This window comes from Microbacterium proteolyticum (assembly GCF_014192415.1).
Lineage (GTDB): Bacteria > Actinomycetota > Actinomycetes > Actinomycetales > Microbacteriaceae > Microbacterium > Microbacterium proteolyticum.
In genome coordinates, this window is sequence record NZ_JACHXY010000001.1 from 824,046 (window position 1) to 846,251 (window position 22,206).

Below are 22,206 nucleotides of genomic sequence, written 5' to 3' on the forward strand. Positions count from 1 at the left end.
TGAGCTGGGAGCTCAGATCTCGTCGATCGACGAGGACTCGAAGCGGCTGGAGATGTTGATGCCGAGCTCTTCCGCGGCGCGGAAGGCGTCGTCATCCGTGTCGCGGAGGTTGACCGCGGTGCCGTCGGCCGAGAGGACCTCGACGTTCAGGCAGAGCGACTGCATCTCCTTCATGAGCACCTTGAACGACTCGGGGATGCCGGGCTCCTGGATGTTCTCGCCCTTGACGATGGCCTCGTACACCTTGACGCGGCCGAGGATGTCGTCGGACTTGATCGTGAGGAGCTCCTGCAGCGCGTACGCGGCGCCGTAGGCCTCGAGCGCCCACACTTCCATCTCACCGAAGCGCTGACCACCGAACTGCGCCTTACCACCGAGCGGCTGCTGGGTGATCATCGAGTACGGGCCCGTCGAACGCGCGTGGATCTTGTCGTCGACGAGGTGGTGCAGCTTCAGGATGTACATGTAGCCGACCGAGATGGGCGCCGGGAACGGCTCGCCGGAGCGGCCGTCGAACAGCAGCGTCTTGCCCGAGGAGTCGACCAGGCGGTCGCCGTCGCGGTTCTTGATCGTCGAGTCGAGCAGACCCGCGATCTCGGCCTCGAACGCACCGTCGAACACCGGGGTGGCGACCTTCGTGCCGGGGGCGGCTTCGCGAGCCGCCTCGGGCAGGTTCGCCGCCCACTCGGGCGTGCCCTCGACCTTCCAACCCTGCTGGGCGATCCAGCCGAGGTGGAGCTCCAGGACCTGACCGAAGTTCATTCGACCGGGGATGCCGAGCGGGTTGAGGATGATGTCGACCGGCGTGCCGTCGGACAGGAAGGGCATGTCCTCGATCGGGAGGATCTTGGCGATGACACCCTTGTTGCCGTGGCGACCGGCGAGCTTGTCGCCCTCGGTGATCTTGCGCTTCTGGGCGATGTAGACCACGACGCGGCGGTTGACACCCGAGCCGAGCTCGTCGTCACCGTCTTCGGCGTTGAACTCCTTGACGGCGATGATCGTGCCCTGCTCGCCGTGGGGCACCTTCAGCGAGGTGTCACGGACTTCGCGGCTCTTCTCGTTGAAGATCGCGCGGAGCAGACGCTCCTCGGCCGACAGCTCGGTCTCACCCTTGGGCGTGACCTTGCCGACGAGGATGTCGCCGGGACGCACCTCGGCACCGATGCGGATGATGCCGCGGTCGTCGAGGTCTTTCAGCAGGTCGGGGCTGACGTTGGGGAGGTCACGGGTGATCTCCTCCTTGCCGAGCTTGGTGTCGCGCGCGTCGACCTCGTACTCCTCGATGTGGATCGACGAGAGCGTGTCGTCCTTCACGAGGTCCTGGCTGAGGATGATCGCGTCCTCGAAGTTGTGGCCTTCCCAGGTCATGAACGCCACGAGGAGGTTCTTGCCGAGAGCGAGCTCGCCGTTCTCGGTCGCGGGACCGTCGGCGATGACCTCGCCGGCCTCGACGCGCTCACCGGCCGAGACGACCACACGCTGGTTGTACGACGTGCCCTGGTTGGAGCGGTCGAACTTGCGCAGGAAGTAGTCCTGCGTGCCACCCTCGTCGAGCTGGACGGTCACGACGTCGGCCGAGACCTCCATGACCACACCGGCCTTGTCGGCGGTGACGACGTCACCGGCGTCGATGGCCGCGAAGCCCTCCATACCTGTGCCGACGACGGGCGACTCGCTGCGCACGAGCGGCACGGCCTGACGCTGCATGTTCGCACCCATGAGGGCGCGGTTGGCGTCGTCGTGCTCGAGGAACGGGATGAGCGAGGTCGCCACCGACACCATCTGGCGCGGCGAGACGTCCATGTAGCCGATCTCATCGACGGGGAACAGGTCGACCTCGCCACCCTGGCCGCGGCGGGCCAGAATGCGGTCGTCCACGAAGTGACCGTCGGCCTGGAGGGCCACACCGGCCTGAGCGACGATGTGGTCGCTTTCTTCGCTGGCGGTGAGGTAATCGATCTGGTCGGTCACCCGGCCGTCGACGACACGGCGGTACGGCGTCTCGATGAATCCGAACGCGTTGATGCGCGCGAACGAGGCGAGCGAGCCGATCAGGCCGATGTTCGGGCCTTCCGGGGTCTCGATCGGGCACATGCGGCCGTAGTGCGAGGGGTGGACGTCACGGACCTCGACGCCGGCACGCTCGCGCGACAGACCACCCGGGCCCAGCGCCGACAGGCGGCGCTTGTGGGTCAGACCCGCGAGGGGGTTGTTCTGGTCCATGAACTGCGACAGCTGGCTCGTTCCGAAGAACTCCTTGATCGCGGCGACGACGGGGCGCACGTTGATCAGGGTCTGCGGCGTGATCGCCTCGATGTCCTGCGTGGTCATGCGCTCGCGGACGACACGCTCCATGCGCGACAGACCGGTGCGGACCTGGTTCTGGATGAGCTCTCCGACGGCGCGGATGCGACGGTTGCCGAAGTTGTCGATGTCGTCGGTGTCGAGACGGATCTCGGCAGCGTTGCCCGCGCGGACACCGTCGAACGTGGCGTCGCCGCGGTGCAGGCGCACGAGGTACTTGATCGTGGCGACGATGTCGTCGACGGTCAGCACCGAGTCGCTGAGCGGCTTGTCGAGGCCGAGCTTCTGGTTGATCTTGTAGCGACCCACCTTGGCCAGGTCGTAACGCTTCGAGTTGAAGTAGAAGTTGTCGAGCAGCGCACGGGCGGCTTCGGCGGCGACCTGCTCGCCCGGACGGAGCTTGCGGTAGATGTCGCGGAGCGCGTCTTCCTTCGTGAGGATCGTGTCTTTCGACAGCGTCTCTTCGATGGAGTCGAATCCGGAGAACTCGGCGAGGATGTCTTCGCTGGTCAGGCCCAGAGCCTTGAGGAAGACGGTGACGGACTGCTTGCGCTTGCGGTCGATGCGCACGCCGACCTGATCGCGCTTGTCGATCTCGAACTCGAGCCAGGCACCGCGCGAGGGGATGACGCGCGCCGACACGATGTCCTTGTCGGAGGTCTTGTCGGGCGTCTTGTCGAAGTAGACGCCGGGCGAGCGCACGAGCTGCGACACCACGACACGCTCGGTGCCGTTGATGATGAACGTGCCCTTGTCGGTCTGGAGCGGGAAGTCGCCCATGAAGACCGTCTGGGTCTTGATCTCACCGGTCTGGTGGTTCATGAACTCGGCTTCGACGTACAGCGGGGCGGCGTAGGTCTTGCCGCGCTCCTTGCACTCTTCGATCGAGTACTTCTCGGGCTCGAGGTAGGGGTTCGTGAACGAGAGCTGCATCGTCTCGCTGAGGTCCTCGATCGGGGAGATCTCCTCGAAGATCTCTTCCAGACCGCTGATCTCAGGAACGTCGGTGCGACCCTGTTCCTGGGCCTCGGCGACACGCGCCTTCCAGGCTTCGTTACCGACCAGCCAGTCGAACGACTCGGTCTGCAGCGCGAGCAGATCGGGAACGGTCAGCTTGTCGGAGATCTTCGCGAACGAGAGGCGGGATGCTCCGCGTCCGCTCTTGGGGGTGGTGGTGGTGGATGCGTTGCTCGCAGCAGCCAAGGGAATAACCTCCAGAAGCCCGGGCGAGGGGCTCGTGATTCCTTGTCGTCAGGTGGAGTGCGTTCCTGCCCCGAAAATCTGCTCGTCGCACACCGCTGGGAAGCGGGGACGGGGCAGACTCAGCCGACCACCATATGAGGGCAGGGGGAATCGAGGAGCGCAAAGTCCAAGCATACGCGGGAGGACTCGCCGTGTCCAGTCCAATTCTTGACGCGTCTGCGGACCTGCGGTATAACCGCGTGCGCCCGCCGGGCATTCCTGCGTGGAGGGCGGATCAGGCGCTCCGGAACCGCACGCGATCACCGGGCCGCGCCTGGGCGAGCGCGTCGAGCGCGGCATCCGTCACCACGGCGATCACGGGGTACCCGCCGGTCACCGGGCCGTCCGCCAGCAACACCACGGGACGCCCGTGCGGTGGCACCTGGATCGCTCCGGGGCGCATCCCCTCGCTCGGCAGCTCGTCGCGACGGGTGCGCTCCAGCGCGGGGCCCTCGAGGCGCAGGCCGACGCGATCGGCGTGCGACGACACCGTCCACGTCGCGCCTCGCAGCGTCGAGAGCGCGCCGGCGGAGAACCAGTCGGCGCGGGGGCCCACGGCCACGCGCACCTCGAAGAGTGCCGGCGGAACCGACCACGGAAACGCGTCGACCACGGGGACCGCGGATGCCGCGACCCCGACGCGGAGGGTGTCACCGACGGCCACGGGGTCGGGCCCGAGACCCGCCAGCACGTCTCGGGCGCGGGACCCCAGTGCGGCCGGTGCGACGATCCCGCCTCGCACGGCGAGATAGACGCGGAGCCCCGCTCTCGCGGTGCCGATGCGCAGCTCGGCTCCGGCCGGAACGAGCTGGGGGACGAAGGCGTCCGCCGGCCGTCCGTCGACGTCGATGTCGACGAGGGCGCCGGTCGCGCAGACCCAGGTGTCGACCTCGGCACGCGCGACGAAGCCGCCCATCGCGATCTCGAGGCCGGCTGCACCCTCTGCGTTGCCGACGAGGCGGTTCGCGACGCGCAGGGCCATCCGGTCGAGCGCTCCCGACCGCGCGACACCGAGCGCTGCCCGACCGGGGCGGCCGAGGTCCTGCACGGTGGTGAAGACGCCGGGCGAGAGGACGCGGAGGGCGGGCGCCGCCGCGGCGGGGGCGGGTATCGGGGCGGAGGCGGCCGGGGAGGAGGAGGCTCCGGCACGAGAGGACGACTCCGCGGCGTCCTCTCCTCCCTTCCCGGAATGTCCTCCGCTCGGCGCCGAGGCGACCGCGGCGACGATGCGGTCGGGCTCGGGCACGAAGCGCACGCGGGCGCGCGGGGGCAGCAGCACGGAAGCTGCGGCATCCGGATCGAACAGCACCGCATCGGTCGTGCCGATCAGCCGCCAGCCTCCGGGCGTCTCGCGGGGATAGGCCCCGCTGAAGCCGCCCGCAAGTCCCACGGCACCCACGGGCACGCGCGTCCGCGGCTCGGCCAGGCGCGGCACGTCGTGGGGCCACTCCGCGCTGACGAGGTACGCGAACCCGGGCGCGAAGCCCGTGAAAGCCACCGTCCACTCCACGCCCGCGTGGAGCGACACGAGCTCGGAGACCGGGATGCCGAGCATCTCGGCGGTCGACGCGAGGTCGGCGCCGTCGTAGCGCACCGGCACCTCGACGAGGGGGCCGGAGGCGTCGGCATCCGGAGTCCGTCGGGCGGCGTCGAGGATCCACGCTCGCACGACCTCGCGCGACACCCGGGCCGGGTCGAAGGCGACGAGCACCGTACGGGCTGCGGGGACGAGATCGTCGACGCCGGCGGGCGGATTCTCGGCGAGCGCGGCGTGCAACGACAGCACGGCGGCGAGATCGGGGACCTCGGCGAGCACCGCCCGCTCCCCCATCGGAAGCAGCCGCACGCGGGGTTCCGCGAGGTCGTGCGACGTCGTCACCACGGCGCGCACACCTCGACGCCCGCGGTGTCGAGCGCCGCGCGAACGGCATGGGCCATCGCTACCGCCGACGGGGTGTCTCCGTGGAGGCACAGGGATGCCGCGTCCACCGCGATGCGCGTACCGTCGACGGTCTCGACGTCGCGATCCCGCACGAAGCGCAGCGCGCGTTCGGCGACCGTGGCGGGGTCGTCGACGAGGGCGCCGGGTTCACCCCGCGGCACGAGCCCGCCCCGCACCGTGTAGCCGCGATCGAGGAACGCCTCCTGCACGAACGGCAGCCCCGCGGATGCCGCCGCCTCGGCGATCGCGCCGGGAAGGCCGAGGACGGGGAGGGCGCGTCCGAGGCGGGACGACAGGTCGGCGACGGCGGCGACCACGGCGCGGGCGTGACCGGTGTCGTCGATCACCGCGTGATAGAGCGCGCCGTGGGGTTTGACGTACCGGATGTCGGCGCCGGCGGCGGCGAGCGCGGCGAGTTGCGCGGCGACGCTGGCGCGGAGCTCCGCGGCAGCGGGGTCGCGCCGGATGCGTCCGAAGTTCTCGCGGTCGTCGTAGGAGGGGTGGGCTCCCACGGCGACGCGGAAGCGTTCGGCGCGACCGACGGCCTCGCGCATCGACGCCTCATCGCCCGCGTGACCCCCGCAGGCGACGTTGGCGCTGGAGATGACGGCGAACATGGCCTCGTCGTCGGCGGTCGGCATCCCGTCGACGGTCTCACCGAGATCGGCGTTGAGGTCCACGCGCATGCTGCCACGGTAGCGCTGCACGTCGTGCTCCCCGGGTGCGGTGTCGGGGGCGGCCGGGTAGCGCTGTGGGGCCGGGTTCTCGCTTCGGGACGAGATTCTTCCGCCCCGGATGGCGGAACGCACCCCGAACCCCGGTGCACGGGCGGCCGAGTGCGTTACAGGGGTGTGACGATCGGGCGGGAGGACTGGGCAGGAACGCCGCGACGGGTGAGGATGGAGGGATGACCTCCGATGTCGCCGGTCCCCCCGCTCCGGCATCCCCCCCTCCCCTGCTCTCGGTCCGTGACCTCGCGGTCGACTTCGCCACCATGGACGGTCCCGTGCGGGCCGTCGACGGAGTGAATCTCGACATCCACGCGGGCGAGACCATCGCCATCGTCGGCGAGTCCGGCTCCGGCAAGTCGACGACCGCGATGGCGATCATCGGCCTGTTGGCATCCGGTGGACGCGTCGCGCGCGGGCAGATCCTGCTCGACGGCGAAGACCTCACCACCTTCGGCGAGGCCCGGATGCGGCAGGTGCGCGGACGTCAGATCGGCCTGGTCCCCCAAGACCCGATGTCGAACCTGAACCCCGTGGCCAAGATCGGCACGCAGGTCGCCGAGACGCTGCTCGCGCACGGCCTCGCCGATCGTTCGAGCGTCAAGGGCAAGGTCGTCGAGGCGCTCGAGGCCGCCGGACTCCCGGATGCCGCGAAGCGTGCCACTCAGTACCCCCACGAGTTCTCCGGCGGTATGCGTCAGCGCGCGCTCATCGCGATCGGGCTGGCGTGCCGGCCGCGGCTGCTCATCGCCGACGAGCCGACCAGCGCCCTCGACGTCACCGTGCAGCAGACGATCCTCGACCAGATCGACAAGCAGACGGACGAGTTGGGCGCCGCCGTGCTGCTCATCACCCATGACCTCGGCCTCGCGGCCGAACGTGCCTCGAAGGTCGTCGTGATGCATCGCGGGCGCGTGGTCGAGCAGGGTCCGGCGAAGCAGATCCTCGAGAACCCGCAGCACGGCTACACGAGATCGCTCGTCGCTGCGGCGCCGTCGGTGGCGGCGGTGCGCCTGCGCCCGGAGGACTTCCGCACCGAGCGGCCCGAGACGGCGGTCCGCGACGACATCGTCCAGATCGAGGGTTTGACCAAGGTCTACCCGGTGCGCGGACGTGGCGACGATTTCCGCGCCGTCGACGACGTCTCGCTGTCGATCCCGCGGGGCCAGACGGTGGCGATCGTGGGCGAGTCCGGCTCGGGCAAGACGACGACCGCGCGCATGCTGCTGAAGGTGGTCGAGCCCACCAGCGGCACGATCCGCTTCGACGGGCAGGACGTCTCCGCCCTGACGGGCGAGGCACTGCGGCAATTCCGGCAGAAGGTGCAGCCGATCTTCCAGGACCCCTACTCGAGCCTGAACCCGATGTTCACCGTCGAGCGCATCGTCGAGGAACCGCTCAACGTCTACAAGCGCGGCTCGAAGGCCGATCGCGCGAAGCGCGTGCGTCAGCTGATGGATGACGTGGCTCTGCCGGCATCCATGCTCCGCCGTTACCCGTCGGAGCTGTCAGGCGGACAGCGCCAGCGCGTCGCGATCGCCCGCGCCCTCGCGCTGTCGCCCCAGCTCATCGTGTGCGACGAGCCGGTGTCGGCCCTCGACGTGCTGGTGCAGGCGCAGATCCTCGACCTACTGGGCGACCTGCAGCGCGAGTACGGCCTGAGCTACCTCTTCATCTCGCACGATCTCGCGGTGGTGCGCCTGATCAGCGACTACGTCTGCGTCATGAAGGACGGACGCCTCGTCGAGGCGGCATCCAGCGAAGAGGTCTTCACCAACCCCCGCGACCCGTACACGCGGCGCCTGCTGTCGTCGATCCCGGGCAACGAGCTGGGGTTGACCGGCTGATCCCACCGGAGCAGGAGATCGTTCGAGAACAGGTCGACCCGGGCTCGGAACGTCCTGCTCTCGCACGATCCCCTGTGCCCGCAACGCCGAGGCCCCGGCCCGCGCGAGCGGACCGGGGCCGGAACGGCGCTGGAGGGGGATTACCGCGCGCGGGTGCGGGGGTCCATCGCCTCGCGGAGAGATTCGCCCAGCAGCGTGAAGCCCAGTGCGGTCACCGCGATGCAGATACCTGGGAGGAACGCCAGCCACGGCGCGATCGCGAGCTCGGCCTGCGCGTACGTGAGCATGCGGCCCCACTCGGCGGTCTGCGGGAGGCCGCCGCCCAGGCCCAGGAACGACAGCGCTGCCGCATCGATGACGGCGGTGGCGAGGGTCAGGGTGCCCTGCACGATGACGGGTCCGACGCTGTTGGGCAGAACGTGCGTCATGGTGATCGAGCGCCGGCTGAGGCCCAGCGTCTGAGCCGACAGCACGTAGTCGGCGCCGCGCTGCTGGAGCATCGAGGCGCGCAGCAGACGCGCGAACACGGGTACCTGCGACGCCCCGATGGCGATCATGATCGCGAGCTGACTCTGTCCGAGGACGGCCGCGATCGAGACGGCGAGCAGCAGGTTCGGCACCGACAGCAGGATGTCGACGAAGCGCATGACGACGGCGTCGACCCACCCGCCGAACATGCCGGCCAGCAGCCCCAGGGCCATCCCGCCGAGGAGGCCGAGAGCGGTCGAGATCACACCGATCTGCAGCGACGCCTGCGCGCCCCAGATGAGCTTGGACAGCACGTCGCCACCGAAGCGGTCGAGGCCCAGGGGGAACTCCGCCAGCTCGCCCGGCCCGGGGATGTCGGTGGGCGTGATGAAGCGCTGGCCCGGCAACGACTCCGCCGGGTAGGGCGCCAGCAGCGGCGCGAGGGCCGCGACGAGCAGGAACGCCAGCACGATGATCGCGCCGATCCACGCCACGGGACTGCGGCGGAGGCGCTGGAAGACGTCGTGCCAGAAGCCCCCGCGGGTCTGCGCGGCGAGCAACTGCGAGTCGACCACGGCGTTGTCGTCGACGGGACCGCCGCTGGGAGCGGGAGGAAGGATGCCGGAGCTCACTGGACTCTCACTCTCGGGTCGATGACGCTGTACGACAGGTCGACCAGCAGGTTGATGAGCGCGTACGCGATCGCGATGAAGATGATGAAGCCCTGCAGCACGGGGAAGTCGCGCGTGAAGATCGCCCGCGCGAGGAACTGCCCGATGCCGGGGAAGGCGAACACCGTCTCGGTGAGCACCGCCCCCGAGATGAGGAGTCCCGCCTGAAGACCCACCGTGGTGATGACGGGAAGCATGGCGTTGCGCAGGATGAATCGGTTGCGGAGCGTCCCGGTGCTGATGCCCTTGGCGCGCCCGGTGCGCACGTAGTCGGCGTTCTGCACCTCGAGGACCGAGGCGCGGGTGATGCGCACGATGATCGCGAGCGGGATCGTGCCCAGCGCGATCGCCGGCAGGATCAGGTGCAGGATGGCATCCCACGACGCGTCGAACTCACCCGTGATGAGCCCGTCGAACACGTACAGGTTCGTATAGTGCGTCGCGTCGATGCGCGGGTTCTGCCGACCGTCCGACGGCAGCCATCCCAGCTGCACGGCGAAGACGTACTTCAGGATGAACGCCAGAAAGAAAACCGGGATCGTGATGCCGATGAGGCTCAGCACGACAGCGCTGTGGTCCCAGATCTTGCCGTGGCGGCGAGCCGCCCAATAGCCGAGCGGGATGCCGATGCCCACGGCCACGATGAGGGCGGCGATGGACAGCTCGAGGGTGGCCGGGAAGCGCCGGACGAACTCTTCCAGCACGGGCCGGCCGGTCTGGATCGACGAGCCGAAGTCGCCGCTGACCAGTCGCCCGAGCCAGGTGAAGTACTGCACGTACAGCGGCTCGTTGAAGCCGTAGAGCTCGTTGATGCGCTCCACCGCCTCGGGGGTCGCGCGCTCACCGAGGAGAGCGACCGCGGGGCCACCGGGTAGCGCGCGCACCCAGGCGAAGAGAAGGATCGAGAGGCCGAACAGGGTCGGGATGAGCAGGAGCAGGCGCCTGCCGATGGTGCGGAGCACGGGTTCTCACAGGGAGTCGGGAGCGGGGGGACGCGGGATGCCGAGGGTTCCGCCACCGCGCGAGCGGAGCAGAACCCCCGGCACCAGGATGCCGCGGACCCCGGCGCCTCGACGGCGCGGAGCCCGCGGCATCCGGATCACTCGGTGAGTTCGATCTGGTTGTAGACCTCGTCCTGCACGGGGCTGGCGGGGTACGACTTCACGCGCGAGGCGAAAGCGAGCGTGGGCACGGGGTTCGCGAGGGGAACACCGGGCACGAACGTCGCGATCTGCTCGTTGACCGCCTGGTACGCCGAGTCCTGCTCGGTCTCGGTCGCAAGTCCGCGGGCCGAGGTGAGCGCCGAGAACAGTTCGCCGTTGTCGAAGCCCCACTCGTTCGAGGTGCCACCGAAGAACGTGCCCACGAAGTTGTCGGGATCGTTGTAGTCGCCGGTCCAGCCGAGCAGGTGGATGCCGTGGTCGGCGCCGCCCTGGATGAGGTCGAGGTACTCGCCCCACTCGTTGGACACCGGGTTGACGACGATGCCCACCGCCTGCAGCTGCGACTGCAGGTTGGTGAAGATCTGCTCGGGGTTCGGCATGTACGGACGCGAGATGTTCACGGGGTAGTTGAACGTGATCGTCAGCGGGTTCGCCTCGGAGAAACCGGCTTCCGCGAGCAGCGCCCGGGCGGCATCCTGATCGAAGTCGTAGGTCGTCACGCCGGAGTTGAAGCCGATGACGCTGTCGGGCATGAACTGGGATGCCACGGTGGTGCCCTCGGGCAGGACCTGGGTGACCAGCTGCTCCTTGTCGATGGCCTGGGTGATGGCCTGACGCACGCGGATGTCGGCGAGCGCCGGGTTGGCCTGGTTCATGCCGAGGTAGAGGATGTTGAACGGGTCGCGGTTGATGAGCGTGTAGCCCGCGCCCTCGAGGGCACCGAGGTCGGCCGGGGCGACGAGGTCGTATCCGTCGATCGAGCCCGACTCCAGCGCCTGGCGGCGGGCGGTGGTGTCGCCGATCACGCGGAAGATGACCTGCTGCACCTGACCCTGCTCACCCCAGTAGCCGTCGTACGCGGCGACGGTCGTCTGCGCGCCGGGCTCCGAGGACTCGAAGGCGAAGGGGCCGGTGCCCGTGGGGTGCGCCTGCGCGTACTCGCTGAGGGTGGGGGCCTCGGACGTTCCCCCCACGTCGTCTGCGCCGTACTCCTGCAGAGCGGTGGGGCTCTGGATGGCGAACGCCGGCAGGGAGAGCGCGGGGATGAACCCGGCGAACGGCTCGGTGAGGGAGATCGTCACCTCGGTGGGGCCGACCGCCTCGCACCCGCCGTAGATGGAGGTGCCGGTGTCGGCGTACCCGCGCATGAGCTTGCCCCAGTAGTACGACAGGCTCTCGGACTGGGCGATGCCGGTGAAGTTGTTCTGCCGGTCGAAGTTGAAACAGACGGCCTCGGCGTTGAACTCGCTGCCGTCGTGGAAGGTCACGCCGTCTTTGAGCTGGAAGGTGTACGTCAGACCGTCGTCGGACTGCTCCCAGCTCTCGGCGAGCAGCGGGGCGGGGTCGGCCGTCCCGGGCTGGACGCCCACGAGGCCCTCGAAGATCTGCCGTGAGACGCGGAACGATTCGCCGTCGCTGGCGAAGGCGGGGTCGAGGCTCGAGGGGTCACCCGACGCGCCGAAGACGAAGGTCGAGTCGACGTCGCCAGCGGCGTCACCGCTGCCGCCGTCGTTGTCGTCGCGCTGACTCGAGCAGCCCGAGAGAGCGAGGGCGCCGATGGCGACGGCGGCGCCGCCGACGAGCAGACGTCGTCGAAGAGTACTGAGCATTGTTCGATGCACCTTCCGGGGGAAAAGGAGGAGGACGACGGCGCTGTCACATCGTCGTGCCGCGCTCCACTTGCTGTGTTCTGACGACCGTACAGGGCGGGTGGCGCGCTGCCCATTGCACCTTTGTATCGATCGTGTTTCGGCATCCTGGCATCCTGATCGCTCCTACGGGTACGAATGACGCAATCCGCTCGCGCTGCATCGCCGACGTTCAGCACCCTGCCCCCGAGGCGCGCGGTGCGTCGATCACCCGATGCGCGGGGGCCGAGCGGCAGCCGGACTAGCGTTGACACATGGCCCGCATGCGCATCGAACCCGACGACGCCCCGACGGCGCGCCTATCGGACGGCACGACCGCGCGCGTCACCCCCTCGGGGTTCGTCTCGGGCTTCGAGCTCGTCGTCGACGGCACCCCGCAATCGCACGTCGACCTCGACGATCCCACGCACCTGCACTTCGAGTACGTGGCTCGCATGGGCGCCGTGATCGATCGGCTCCGGATGCCGGGGCAGCCCCTCACCGCGGTGCACCTCGGCGCCGGCGCGCTCACCCTCCCGCGCTACGTCGAGGCGACCCGACCCGGCTCGCGCCAGCAGGTGATCGAGTTGGAGCCGGCGCTGTGGGACCTCGTGCGCGAGAACCTCCCCCTCCCCCGCGGCGCCTCGATACGCGTGCGGATCGGCGACGCACGGGCGGGGCTCTCGCGCCTGCCCGCCGGGCTCACCGGCGCGGTCGACCTGCTCATCAGCGACGTCTACTCGGGCGCGCAGACGCCCGCGCACCTGACGACCGTGGAGTTCTACCGCGACGCCGCACGGCTGCTCGCACCCGACGGGGTGTTGCTGGTGAACGTCTCCGACGGGCCGGGTCTCGCTTTCGCCCGTCGGCAGGTCGCGACCATCCGAGAGGTGCTCACGCAGGTCATCGTGCTCGCCGAGGTGCAGGTGCTCAAGGGTCGCCGCTTCGGCAACCTCGTCGTCGCCGCCTCCGCGGCGCCGCTCCCCGTCGAGTGGCTCCCGCGGCTCATGGCGGCCGGCCCCCACCCCGCCAAGGTCGCGCAGGGAGCCGAGATCACGGAGTTCACGCGCGGGGCGCGCGCAGCGACGGATGCCGATGCGACGCCGTCGCCGAAGCCCTCGGCATCCATTTTCGAGCGATGACGGGCACGTCTTCGCCGCCCGACCGCGTGGCGGTGTCGCTCTCGGCCCGCGCGCCACGCACACTGGAAGTCCTGCCCGACCGAGAGGAGCGACGGTGAGCTATATCCACGGGTACGACCCCGACACGTTGCGCGAGATCACCGACTCTCGCGAGTGCGCGGAGCGTCTCGAGGAGATCGGTTCGCAACGGAGCCTGCACGCCCTGCTCGAACGGGTGTGGCTGCTGAAGGTGCTCGACCGCTTCGATGAGGCGCTGGACATCTCCGACCAGTCGGTGCGCGTCGCGCGCATGGCCGGAACCCGTCGCGACCTGCTGCGCGCCCGCATCCTGCACGCCACGATCATGCAGTGCCGAGGGGCGTACGCCGCCGCCGAGCAGGAACTGACGATGTGCGCCGAAGAGGCCGACGGACAGGGCTGGGCGAGCATCGCCGCCTTCGCGCTGCAGCACCGCGGCAAGGTGCACTACGACGAGGGCGACTACGAGTCCGCGCGTCGCGACTTCAAGCAGGCGCTGTTCCTGCGGCAGAACGCCGGCGCCACCGACGCGCAACTCCAGTCGACGCTGCTCGCCATCGACGCCGCCGAACGCCGACGTGCGCGCGAGGTCGTCGCGAGCTGAATGTCGTAGGCCCCGCTTAGTCTTCCCGTCATGTCCGACTTGCAGCGCGTGCGCACCTGGGCTGAGGCGTTGATCGCCCTGCACCTCGATGCGTCGTGGTCGTTCGCGTTCGACAACGCCAAGCGTCGCGCCGGCCTGTGCGACTACGGACGCAAGCGCATCAGCGTGTCGCGCTACCTCGCCGCCCGCTACGACGACGACACCAACCACCAGACACTCCTGCACGAGGTCGCGCACGCGATCGCGGGGGCGCCGGCCGGTCACGGGGCGACGTGGAAGCGCACGGCGCGCGAGCTCGGCTACGTCGGGGGAACTACCCACGCCGGCGAGACCGCGAACGAGCTCGCCCCCTGGGTCGGCACCTGTCCCGCCGGTCACGTCGCCTACCGCCACCGTCGCGCGACGCGCCCGACGTCGTGCGCGAAGTGCGCGCCGACCTTCGACCCGCGGTTCGCGCTGTCGTGGGTGCGTCGCGACATCAGCCCGGCTGCGAGGCTCGCCGCCGCGACGCCGCGCTGAGGGAGCCTCGAGATACCCGACGTTGATTCCCGGGTGCCGCCGCGCACCGGGATCGCGCACGCCGCCCGGCTCAGGCCGCGGACGCCGGACCGCCGCGGAGCACCGGCACGACGACTTCCGCGAGCCCGGGCCGGGCACCACGGAACACCGGAACGACGGATGCCACGACGCTCAGGCCGCAGACATCACACCGGCGCGGAGCACCGGCACGACGGACGCCGCGTCGCGCGTCGCCCCGGCGAGAACCGCGTCGCGCCGCCCCTCGGCCGCGAGCGCCCGGCCGGTGCCGCTCGCGGTGAGCAAGTGCCGCACGGCTCCCCCGAGTGCACGGAACCCCTCGCCGGCGACGGCCGCATCGGGAGAGGCGTGGTCGATGCCGAGATCGCCGAGCGCCGCGACGACGGCCCCCGCGCCCAGCAGATCGTCCACCGCGAAGCGGACACCGGCGGCGTCGCCGTCGTCGACGTAGCCCGCCGCGATGATCGAGATGCTCGTGCGAACGCCTCGCGCGCGCTGCACCTCCATCACGTGCGCGGCGACGGCGGCGGCGTTTCTGAGACCCCCGACGATCACGTGGGCGCCACCCGCCTCCGCCGCACGGGCGAGTGACGCGGCGGCATCGTCGTCGGTTGCGAGATCGAGCGTGCCGCCCTGCTCGCACGCGTTCAGGGCGCGGGCCGACAGCCCGAGCGTCTGCACGATCACCACGACGTCCGCGGGGGCGAGACGTGCCATTCCCGCTGCACCCCATTCCAGACGCACCTGGTAGTCGGACTGCGCGTGGGCGGGGGTGTTCGGCATCCCTCGAGCCTAAGACCGGTGCACCCCTGGCCGGGATCACGTCAAGGTCTGCACGGCGGGGGCGCCGATCGGCGAGGATCGGTGTCATGCGCATCCTGCTGAAGTTCGTCGTCGACTGCGATCCGGATGCCGCTTGGCGCGCTCTGCACTCGCCCCGTGCCGTGGCCGAACTGTACGGCCCCCTCCTCGAGGTCGACGCCCTGGGCACCATGCCGACCTCGTTCGCCTCGGGCGACGACGTGCCGGTGCAGATGAGCGTCGCGGGCATCGTCCCCGTCGGCCGCCAGCTCATCTCGGTCGCCGACCGCGAGACGACCGACGAGAACGGGAGCGTCCGCGTGTTCCGCGACTGGGGCGTACCGCTGACGGGACCGCTGTCGGTCCTCGACGTGTGGGATCACCAGATGGCCGTGTCGGCCGCCCCGGGGGATCCGACACGCACGCTGTGGCGTGAGCGTCTCACCATCGGCGGCGCCGCCGCCCCCGCCCTGTGGCCGGCACTGTGGGCGACCTGGCAATGGCGCGCGACGCGCATCCGGGCGCTCGCGCCCACCTGGGCGTACGACCTCGAGGACGAGTCGGGTTCCGACGACGCGGCGTGACGCACGCGACCGCGGGGGCGCGAGGCCGGACGACGGCCGTTCCGTCACCTGCGGTAGACGGTCAGGCGAGTCCGTGCCGGTAGGCGAACACGACCAGCTGCACGCGGTCGCGCAGCGCGAGCTTGGTGAGGATGCGGCTGATGTGGGTCTTCACGGTGGCTTCGGACAGGAATTCCCGCTCGGCGATCTCGGCGTTGCTCAGACCCGCTGCGGCGTGCGCGAAGATCTCGCGCTCTCGGTCGGTCAGCCCGCCGTAAGACGGGGGAACGGGCTCCGTCGACCCGCCCTCGGCGATGTGCGCGAACAGCTCGCGTGTCGCGGACGCCGCGATGACCGCCGATCCCGCGTGCACCGTCCGCACCGCGGAGAGGAGGAACTCCGGCTCGGAGTCCTTCAGCAGGAAACCGCTCGCCCCGCCCTGGATCGCCCGCGCGGCCGCCTCGTCGAGGTCGAACGTGGTGAGCACGACCACGCGCGGCGCGTCGGGTTCGCGCAGGATCTCCGCGGTCGCGGCGAGGCCGTCCATGACCGGCATCCGCACGTCCATCAAGACGAGATCGGGCCGGGTCGCGCGCACGACATCGACACCCTCCCGTCCGTCGGAGGCCTCGCCCACCACCTCGAGGTCGGGCTGCGAGTTCAGGACCATCCTGATGCCGGCGCGGAAGAGCGCCTGATCGTCGACGAGGACGATGCGGACGGGAGAGGTCATGACGACACGTCCTTTCGAGGGCGGGAGCGGAACGGAGCGACTCGAGGCGGTGGAGGGGATGCGACGGCCACGGTGCTCCCCGGTGTCGCGGCGAGAGGTGCGGGCGAGGTCGTCACGCCGTCGCCCCGATCGGCAGGGTCGCGCGGACGGCGAACTCGCCGTACTCCGGTCCGGCAGTGAGGTGCCCGCCGACGAGCTGAGCGCGCTCGCGCATGCCGATGAGGCCGTGCCCGGCGGGTGGCGGAGAGCCCGCGGGCGCGGAGGTCGGACGAGCATTGCGCACGGAGAGGACGACACGGTCGGGCCACCAGGCGAGGTGGACGCGCACGCGCGGATCGACGCCGTGACGCAGGGCATTGGTGAGGGCCTCCTGCAGGATGCGATAGACGGCGAGCTGGACCGCGGCGGGCGGGAGGCCCGAGGGCTCGGGGTCGACCTCGACCTGCAGATCGATGCCCGCCGCCCGCATCCGCTCGAAGAGGACCTCGGTGTCGGCGAGGGTCGGTTGCGGCCCGTCGCCCTGGCTGTGGCGGAGCTGCGACAGCAGCAGCCGCACGTCGCCGAGGGCGGAGCGCGCGGTCGACGAGATCGTCGTCAGGGCCTCGACGGTCGCCCCGGGGTCGGACGCCGCCGCGTACCGCGCTCCGTCGGCCTGCGCGATCACGACGGCGAGCGAGTGCGCGACGACGTCGTGCATGTCGCGTGCGATCTGCACCCGCTGCTGTTCCGCGATCGTCTCGGCCTCGGCCGCCCGCTGGGCCCGACTGTTCGCCGCCGCACGCATCGCCGTGCGCACGAGGGCGCCGGACACCCACGAGAGCAGAAGGGCGAACCCCGCGGCGAGCATGATCGCGATGACCGCGAACCACTCCTCCGCGCCCAGCGGCGCCGACACGCCGCCGCGCATGAGGTAGATCGGGACGATCACGGCGCCCGCGATCGCCGAGGCGAATCCCGCCCAGAAGACGCGCCGCGACCCGTAGGCGCCGGTCGTGTACAGCGTCGCGAAGACGGCGAGGTCGGCCGGCGACGGAGACCGCGAGAAAGCCATCTGCACGAGGGCCCCGACCCAGGCGAGCGAAAGGGCGACACCGGGGTGGAGCCGCCGCATCGCCACGGCCGCCGTGAAGGCGGCAGCCGTGAGCGACGCCCCCACCGAGTCCGCCAGGGCCGAAGTGGCCGGCCCCAGGTCGACTCGCCACGGAGGCGAGGTGAGCTCGACCGCGAAGACGAGCAGACCGAACACCGCGGCGAGGCCGAGGTCAGTGATCAGCTGGTATCGCTGGAGCGGGCGCAGGGTGAGCATCGTCGCCACGTTACGCGGGGGTGGATGCTTCGGCATCCGTCTCCGGATGTATCCCGACCGGGCGCGAGTCAGGCCGGGAAATCGGCTGGCTCGACCGGACGGGCTTCGAAGAATGTCTGCAGCACGACCGTGGTGCGCGTGTTCACCTGGGCGGCGGCGCGGATGTCGCGGATGAGGGATTCGAGGTCGCGCGGGGTGGGCACGCGCACGAACAGCATGTATGCGGCCTCGCCCGCGATGGAGTGGCACGCCTCGATGGCACTGAGGTGGGCGAGCAGTTCGGGGGCGTTGTCGGGCTGGGCGGGATCGAGCGGGGTGATCTCGACGAAGGCGGCGAGCGGCCGGCCGAGGGCCTCGGCGTCGAGGATGGGGCGGTACCCCTTCACGATGCCCCGCGCCTCGAGCCGGCGCAGACGCGACTGCACGGCGGAGACCGACAGGCCCACGCGATCGGACAGGTGCGAGAGCGTGGCGCGGGCGTCGAGCGAGATCTCTCGCACGATCGCGGCATCGACGGCGTCTTCGAGACGCGGGGCGCGGGGCGCGGGAGCCTCGGTCATGGGGTCGACAGTAGCAGGGGCCGGAGAAGCGACAATGGCGAGTACCGTAGGTTTTCCGTTAGTATCCACGTTCAGCAGGAAAATTTACCGCCTCGAACGGAGGACGCCATGACCATGACCACGCCCACCCGTGCCGCCGACGATCTGCTCGCCGGTCACGGCGTCGACACGGTCGAGCAGACCCCCGCCTGGACGCAGATGAAGAGCGCCGCGACCGCCCTGCAGTCCCTGCAGGCCAAGGACGGGTCGATCGACGACACCGCCGCGGCCGGGCCCCTGATCGACGACGTCATCGCCTCTCTCGACGCCCTCGCCCCCCTTTTCCCCCACGACGCCGCGTACCTCACCGCCTCGGTCGCCGACTTCCGCCGCTGGCGCGCGGAGGGGTTCGGCGCTCCGGACTTCCTCGACTCCCTCGTGGCGTTCCAGCCGCAGGAGCACCGGGTCGACGGCATCCGTCACCTCGTCGTGTTCCCCATGTACACGCAGAACGGCTCGAACGATCGACACGTCGAGGCGATCCTCGTCGAGGCGATCTGGCCGGAGTTCATCGCGCGGCTCGAAACGGAGTACACCAACAAACTCTTCGTCTCGCTGCGCCTGATCGACTTCACCTCGGGCTACGACACCAATTCGGCCGTGCTCTTCCCCGAGACGGTCGCCATGCGAGAGGTGCCCTCGTTCACCTGGGGCGCCATCTTCCAGGACCGCGAGGCGGCTCGATACCGACGCGTCACGCGCGCGGCATCCCAGATCACCAAGCTCGAGCTGCCGGACGCCGCCGCCCGCCTGCTCGAGGACCAGGACCTCGCCGAACGCACCTTCGTCATGTGGGACCTCATCCACGACCGCACCCACATGCGCGGAGACCTGCCCTTCGACCCGTTCATGATCAAGCAGCGGATGCCGTTCTTCCTGTACTCGCTCGAAGAACTGCGCTGCGACCTCACCGCCTTCCGCGAGAGCGTGGCGCTGCAGGCCCGCCTCTCGGCCCGCGACGACCTGGATGCGGCCGAGCGGGCCATGCTCGAACATGCCGAGCTCGTGCAGTACGCGGTGATCTTCGACCGAATCTTCCGCTTCGCCCTCACCGGCTCGCGCGTGCGCAACTACGACGGTCTCGGCGGTCAGCTGCTCTTCGCGTGGTTGCACCAGCGCCGGGTGCTGCACTGGACCGACACCTCGCTCGCCTTCGACTGGGACGAGGTGCCGGCCGCGGTCGTCGCCCTGGCCGACGCGATCGACGAGCTGTACTGGCGCTCGATCGACCGCCCCAAGACGGCGCACTGGCTCGCCGCGTATGACCTCGTCCGCTCGGTCGTGACGCCCCACCCGGCGTCGATGTGGGCGCGCGGTCTTGCGGACGACGTGCTCGCGGGGCTACCCAAGGGCTACACCGACGCGGTCCTCGACGACGAGTTCCCGCTGTCGATGTTCTTCGAGGCGCTCGAGAAGAAGATGCGGCCCGTGATCGCGTCGACCGAGGGCATCCGCGGCACCGACTGACGCGCGGCGGCCCCGGGCGCTCGTCCCTCCGGGAGGGGAGCAGCGCCGACTGACGCACGGCGGCCCCTCGGCGCTTGTTCCCGCGGGAGGGGGCTCGACGTCGGCCACGCGGGGGCACACACTGAAGAAGGGGCGACGATGATGAACGCGGAAGCCGTGGACGAGGGAGTGCGCGGGCGTCGGGTGCTGCTCGCGGGCGGAACGAGCGCCGCGGGACGGGCGTGCGCGAGTGCCCTCTCGGACGCCGGAGCACAGGTGCTCGTCGTCGGCAGCGACGATGATCGACTGGCCGCGGTCTCGACGGAGGTCCCCGGCGTCGCCGTCGAGCGCTGCGATCTGACCGACGCGCATGCCGTGGACGCACTCCGCGATCGCGTGCACGCCGCGTACGGCCCCGTCGACGGCATCCTCCACCTCGTCGGCGGGTGGCGGGGCGGCGGCGGTCTCGCCGGCCAGAGCGACGACGACTTCGCCTTCCTGCTGCGGTCGCTGACCGCGCTGCGACACGTCAGTCGCGCCTTCGACGACGACATCCGCGCCTCGGATGCCGGACGCCTCGCGATCGTCTCATCGAGCGCGGTCGCCCGGCCCATCGCCGGCGGCGCGAACTACGCGGCGGTGAAGGCGGCGTCCGAGGCCTGGGTGCGCGCGGTCGCGCAGGGGTACGGCAAGCACGCGCGCGACGCGGGGCACGATCCGGCCGCGGCGGCCGTCGTCTTCCGCGTGAAGAGTCTTGACGGACTCGAGGACGCGCTGGCGGCCTCTTTCGTCGCGCTCTGGGATGACGACGCCGAGGCGTGGAACGACGTCACGATCGACATCGCCGCGCCCGTCTGAGCAGTGGCGCGGGTGAGCCGGGTGGCACTCGACGTCGGTGCGATCAGCGCCTAGTCGCGCGGCTCTTCGGACACGGGAGTGGGCGCTGACCCGCGCATCCCCCGGGAGGCGGCCTCGGGCATCTCGACGGGCGGCGACGCGTCGTCTGCTCCGTCGTCGACGTGGTCGGTCAGGTGCTCGGCGACGTCGGCGTTGACCTCTGCCGTCCGATACTGCTGCGACAGGATGCGATACGACCGGGTGACGAAGGCGAGCGAGGCGGCGATCACCATCACCAGGCCCGCGAAGACGAAGACGAGCGCGATCCCGCGCGACTGACCGTCGCCGAGCAGCCAGCCCCACGTCGCGCGCCCTTCCGAGCCCTCCATGTAGGGGATGATCGCGAACTCGGCGATCGGGGCGATGAGGAACGACGTCACCGGCGCCGCGGCCGATTCGAAGGCGGCGGCGAACCCGAACACCCGCCCCTGCGTGGTGAAAGGCACGACCTTCTGGATCACGGTCTGCTCGGCGGCTTCCACCGGTGGGATGAGCGCCATGTAGACCCAGATGCCGATCCCATACAGCCACCACCAATCGCGGAGCGTGAACACCGCCCCCAGCACCCCCATGGCGATGACGATCCACAGCATGGTGCGGATCGGGTTGCGGCCGAGCCCGAACTTCGCGACCAGGCCACCACCGATGATGAAGCCGGTCGCGCTGACCGCGAGCACGATGCCCCACACCTCGGCGTCGTAGACCCGACCGCCGATCTCGATGCGGAACAGCTCGAGGCCATAGGGATCCATCAGGGCCATGTAGACGCCGCCGATGAGGTTGTTGAACGTCGAGAAGATGATGAGGGCGAAAAGCCCGGGTGCCGCGCGGACGGCGCGGACGGCACCGCGGATGTCCACCATCGGGCCGGGCTCGCCGCCGGCCGCCGGTCGCTCCTCGGGAATGCGGATGGTCAGCAGGTGCATCAGAGCCACGAGCGTCAGGCCGATGGCGATCGCAAGGGTCCACCCCATGCCGAGGAACCCGACGGACAATCCGCTGAACACGCTCGTGACGACGAAAGCGAGCCCCTGCACCGTGCCGACGAGACCGTTCGCGTTCGCGTGTCGTTCCACCGGTACCAGGAGGGTGACGGTGGTCGACAGGGCGATGTTGCGCATGTTCTCGACGACGGCACCGGCGAGGATGATGCCGGAGAACAGCCAGAACCACGGCCCGCCCAGATCGAGCAGTGCCGCTTCGGGGAAGGCCAACCACAGAGCGCCCGCCACGAGGAAGGCCGTCAGAGTGACGAGCCCGGAGAACACCATGACGCGGTGCTTGCGGTGGCGGTCGACGATCGAGCCGAACACCATCGCGAAGACGGCGAGCAGCAGCATGTACGCGCCCCCGACGATGCCGGTCGCCAGCACCGAGCGCGTCTCGAGGTAGACCCAGAAGGTCAGGGCGAACCACAGGAAACTCGTGGTGACGTTGGCCGCGGCCGTGTTGATGAGCACGGCGAGAAAGGTGCGATTTCCTTCCGCCGGCGCGGCGGACGCCCCATCGACGGGCGAGGGCTGTGCATCGGACATGGCAGTCACGCTAGACCCGACCTCCGACA

18 protein-coding genes are annotated in these 22,206 nt (G+C 70.1%); 7 read left to right on the forward strand and 11 right to left on the reverse strand.

The window, feature by feature from the left end; all coding sequences use genetic code 11:
• Positions 1–12 precede the first annotated feature (12 nt).
• The 3 genes from rpoB to pxpA all read right to left on the reverse strand — a co-directional run bounded on the left by rpoB (position 13) and on the right by pxpA (position 6,177).
• Positions 13–3,510 carry a DNA-directed RNA polymerase subunit beta gene (gene rpoB / locus FHS07_RS03865; protein ID WP_183418550.1) on the reverse strand — a complete coding sequence of 1,166 codons (3,498 nt, stop codon included), beginning with the start codon at positions 3,508–3,510 and terminating at the stop codon, positions 13–15.
• A 274-nt stretch (positions 3,511–3,784) separates the two neighbouring features.
• The gene (locus tag FHS07_RS03870) at positions 3,785–5,431 is read right to left on the reverse strand and encodes a 5-oxoprolinase subunit B/C family protein (RefSeq protein ID WP_343054598.1); all 1,647 of its coding nucleotides are present in this window, start codon (positions 5,429–5,431) and stop codon (positions 3,785–3,787) included.
• A complete protein-coding gene (gene pxpA, locus FHS07_RS03875; RefSeq protein ID WP_183418551.1) occupies positions 5,425–6,177 on the reverse strand; it encodes a 5-oxoprolinase subunit PxpA in 753 nt (250 codons plus the stop codon). Before pxpA ends, FHS07_RS03870 begins: the two co-directional genes overlap by 7 nt.
• A 221-nt stretch (positions 6,178–6,398) precedes the next feature.
• Between pxpA and FHS07_RS03880 the strand changes: the two genes are divergently transcribed.
• A complete protein-coding gene (locus FHS07_RS03880; RefSeq protein ID WP_183418552.1) occupies positions 6,399–8,066 on the forward strand; it encodes an ABC transporter ATP-binding protein in 1,668 nt (555 codons plus the stop codon).
• Between the two features lie 140 nt (positions 8,067–8,206).
• On the opposite strand, the gene FHS07_RS03885 is transcribed toward FHS07_RS03880, so the two are convergent.
• From FHS07_RS03885 to FHS07_RS03895, 3 genes are all read right to left on the reverse strand, one after another.
• Positions 8,207–9,166 carry an ABC transporter permease gene (locus tag FHS07_RS03885; protein WP_183418553.1) on the reverse strand — a complete coding sequence of 320 codons (960 nt, stop codon included), beginning with the start codon at positions 9,164–9,166 and terminating at the stop codon, positions 8,207–8,209.
• Positions 9,163–10,167 (reverse strand): ABC transporter permease subunit, encoded by a 1,005-nt coding sequence (locus tag FHS07_RS03890; RefSeq protein ID WP_183418554.1) that lies wholly within the window; start codon positions 10,165–10,167, stop codon positions 9,163–9,165. Before FHS07_RS03890 ends, FHS07_RS03885 begins: the two co-directional genes overlap by 4 nt.
• A 137-nt stretch (positions 10,168–10,304) precedes the next feature.
• Positions 10,305–11,978, reverse strand: a complete 1,674-nt coding sequence (locus tag FHS07_RS03895) for an ABC transporter substrate-binding protein (RefSeq protein WP_183418555.1) — start codon at positions 11,976–11,978, stop codon at positions 10,305–10,307.
• A 293-nt stretch (positions 11,979–12,271) separates the two neighbouring features.
• Here FHS07_RS03895 and FHS07_RS03900 point away from each other — a divergent pair, with 293 nt between their 5' ends.
• The 3 genes from FHS07_RS03900 (at position 12,272) to FHS07_RS03910 (ending at position 14,279) form a co-directional block, all read left to right on the forward strand.
• A complete protein-coding gene (locus tag FHS07_RS03900) occupies positions 12,272–13,138 on the forward strand; it encodes a spermidine synthase (RefSeq protein WP_183418556.1) in 867 nt (288 codons plus the stop codon).
• Positions 13,139–13,232: 94 nt separating this feature from the next.
• Positions 13,233–13,760, forward strand: a complete 528-nt coding sequence (locus tag FHS07_RS03905; protein ID WP_183418557.1) for a hypothetical protein — start codon at positions 13,233–13,235, stop codon at positions 13,758–13,760.
• A 30-nt stretch (positions 13,761–13,790) separates the two neighbouring features.
• On the forward strand, positions 13,791–14,279 hold the full coding sequence (locus FHS07_RS03910; RefSeq protein ID WP_183418558.1) for a SprT-like domain-containing protein: 489 nt from the start codon (positions 13,791–13,793) through the stop codon (positions 14,277–14,279).
• A 171-nt stretch (positions 14,280–14,450) separates the two neighbouring features.
• On the opposite strand, the gene FHS07_RS03915 is transcribed toward FHS07_RS03910, so the two are convergent.
• Positions 14,451–15,080 (reverse strand): 2-phosphosulfolactate phosphatase, encoded by a 630-nt coding sequence (locus FHS07_RS03915; protein WP_183418559.1) that lies wholly within the window; start codon positions 15,078–15,080, stop codon positions 14,451–14,453.
• Between the two features lie 86 nt (positions 15,081–15,166).
• Between FHS07_RS03915 and FHS07_RS03920 the strand changes: the two genes are divergently transcribed.
• A complete protein-coding gene (locus tag FHS07_RS03920) occupies positions 15,167–15,682 on the forward strand; it encodes a hypothetical protein (protein WP_183418560.1) in 516 nt (171 codons plus the stop codon).
• A 61-nt stretch (positions 15,683–15,743) separates the two neighbouring features.
• Here the strand turns inward: FHS07_RS03920 and FHS07_RS03925 are convergent, their stop codons facing one another.
• The 3 genes from FHS07_RS03925 to FHS07_RS03935 form a co-directional block, all read right to left on the reverse strand.
• Complete coding sequence (locus FHS07_RS03925) at positions 15,744–16,394, reverse strand: response regulator (protein ID WP_183418561.1); 651 nt, start codon at positions 16,392–16,394, stop codon at positions 15,744–15,746.
• A gap of 112 nt (positions 16,395–16,506) precedes the next feature.
• Entirely contained in the window at positions 16,507–17,700 is a 1,194-nt protein-coding gene (locus FHS07_RS03930; protein WP_246383097.1) for a sensor histidine kinase, read from the reverse strand.
• A 68-nt stretch (positions 17,701–17,768) separates the two neighbouring features.
• Positions 17,769–18,260, reverse strand: coding sequence for an Lrp/AsnC family transcriptional regulator (locus FHS07_RS03935; protein ID WP_183418563.1), 492 nt, complete (start codon positions 18,258–18,260; stop codon positions 17,769–17,771).
• Positions 18,261–18,374: 114 nt separating this feature from the next.
• Here FHS07_RS03935 and FHS07_RS03940 point away from each other — a divergent pair, with 114 nt between their 5' ends.
• Positions 18,375–19,766, forward strand: a complete 1,392-nt coding sequence (locus tag FHS07_RS03940) for a DUF6421 family protein (RefSeq protein ID WP_246383271.1) — start codon at positions 18,375–18,377, stop codon at positions 19,764–19,766.
• Positions 19,767–19,907: 141 nt separating this feature from the next.
• Entirely contained in the window at positions 19,908–20,603 is a 696-nt protein-coding gene (locus FHS07_RS03945; protein ID WP_183418565.1) for an SDR family NAD(P)-dependent oxidoreductase, read from the forward strand.
• A 50-nt stretch (positions 20,604–20,653) separates the two neighbouring features.
• On the opposite strand, the gene FHS07_RS03950 is transcribed toward FHS07_RS03945, so the two are convergent.
• Complete coding sequence (locus FHS07_RS03950) at positions 20,654–22,177, reverse strand: MFS transporter (protein ID WP_183418566.1); 1,524 nt, start codon at positions 22,175–22,177, stop codon at positions 20,654–20,656.
• Positions 22,178–22,206 lie beyond the last annotated feature (29 nt).

Excerpts from the sequence above, each read along its gene's own strand:
- pxpA (WP_183418551.1), bottom strand. The coding sequence starts at position 6,177 with ATGCGCGTGGACCTCAACGCCGATCTCGGTGAGACCGTCGACGGGATG.
- FHS07_RS03880 (WP_183418552.1), top strand. The coding sequence starts at position 6,399 with ATGACCTCCGATGTCGCCGGTCCCCCCGCTCCGGCATCCCCCCCTCCC.
- FHS07_RS03895 (WP_183418555.1), bottom strand. The coding sequence starts at position 11,978 with ATGCTCAGTACTCTTCGACGACGTCTGCTCGTCGGCGGCGCCGCCGTC.
- FHS07_RS03900 (WP_183418556.1), top strand. The coding sequence starts at position 12,272 with ATGGCCCGCATGCGCATCGAACCCGACGACGCCCCGACGGCGCGCCTA.
- FHS07_RS03910 (WP_183418558.1), top strand. The coding sequence starts at position 13,791 with ATGTCCGACTTGCAGCGCGTGCGCACCTGGGCTGAGGCGTTGATCGCC.
- FHS07_RS03915 (WP_183418559.1), bottom strand. The coding sequence starts at position 15,080 with ATGCCGAACACCCCCGCCCACGCGCAGTCCGACTACCAGGTGCGTCTG.
- FHS07_RS03920 (WP_183418560.1), top strand. The coding sequence starts at position 15,167 with ATGCGCATCCTGCTGAAGTTCGTCGTCGACTGCGATCCGGATGCCGCT.
- FHS07_RS03925 (WP_183418561.1), bottom strand. The coding sequence starts at position 16,394 with ATGACCTCTCCCGTCCGCATCGTCCTCGTCGACGATCAGGCGCTCTTC.
- FHS07_RS03930 (WP_246383097.1), bottom strand. The coding sequence starts at position 17,700 with ATGCTCACCCTGCGCCCGCTCCAGCGATACCAGCTGATCACTGACCTC.
- FHS07_RS03935 (WP_183418563.1), bottom strand. The coding sequence starts at position 18,260 with ATGACCGAGGCTCCCGCGCCCCGCGCCCCGCGTCTCGAAGACGCCGTC.
- FHS07_RS03940 (WP_246383271.1), top strand. The coding sequence starts at position 18,375 with ATGACCACGCCCACCCGTGCCGCCGACGATCTGCTCGCCGGTCACGGC.
- FHS07_RS03945 (WP_183418565.1), top strand. The coding sequence starts at position 19,908 with ATGAACGCGGAAGCCGTGGACGAGGGAGTGCGCGGGCGTCGGGTGCTG.
- FHS07_RS03950 (WP_183418566.1), bottom strand. The coding sequence starts at position 22,177 with ATGTCCGATGCACAGCCCTCGCCCGTCGATGGGGCGTCCGCCGCGCCG.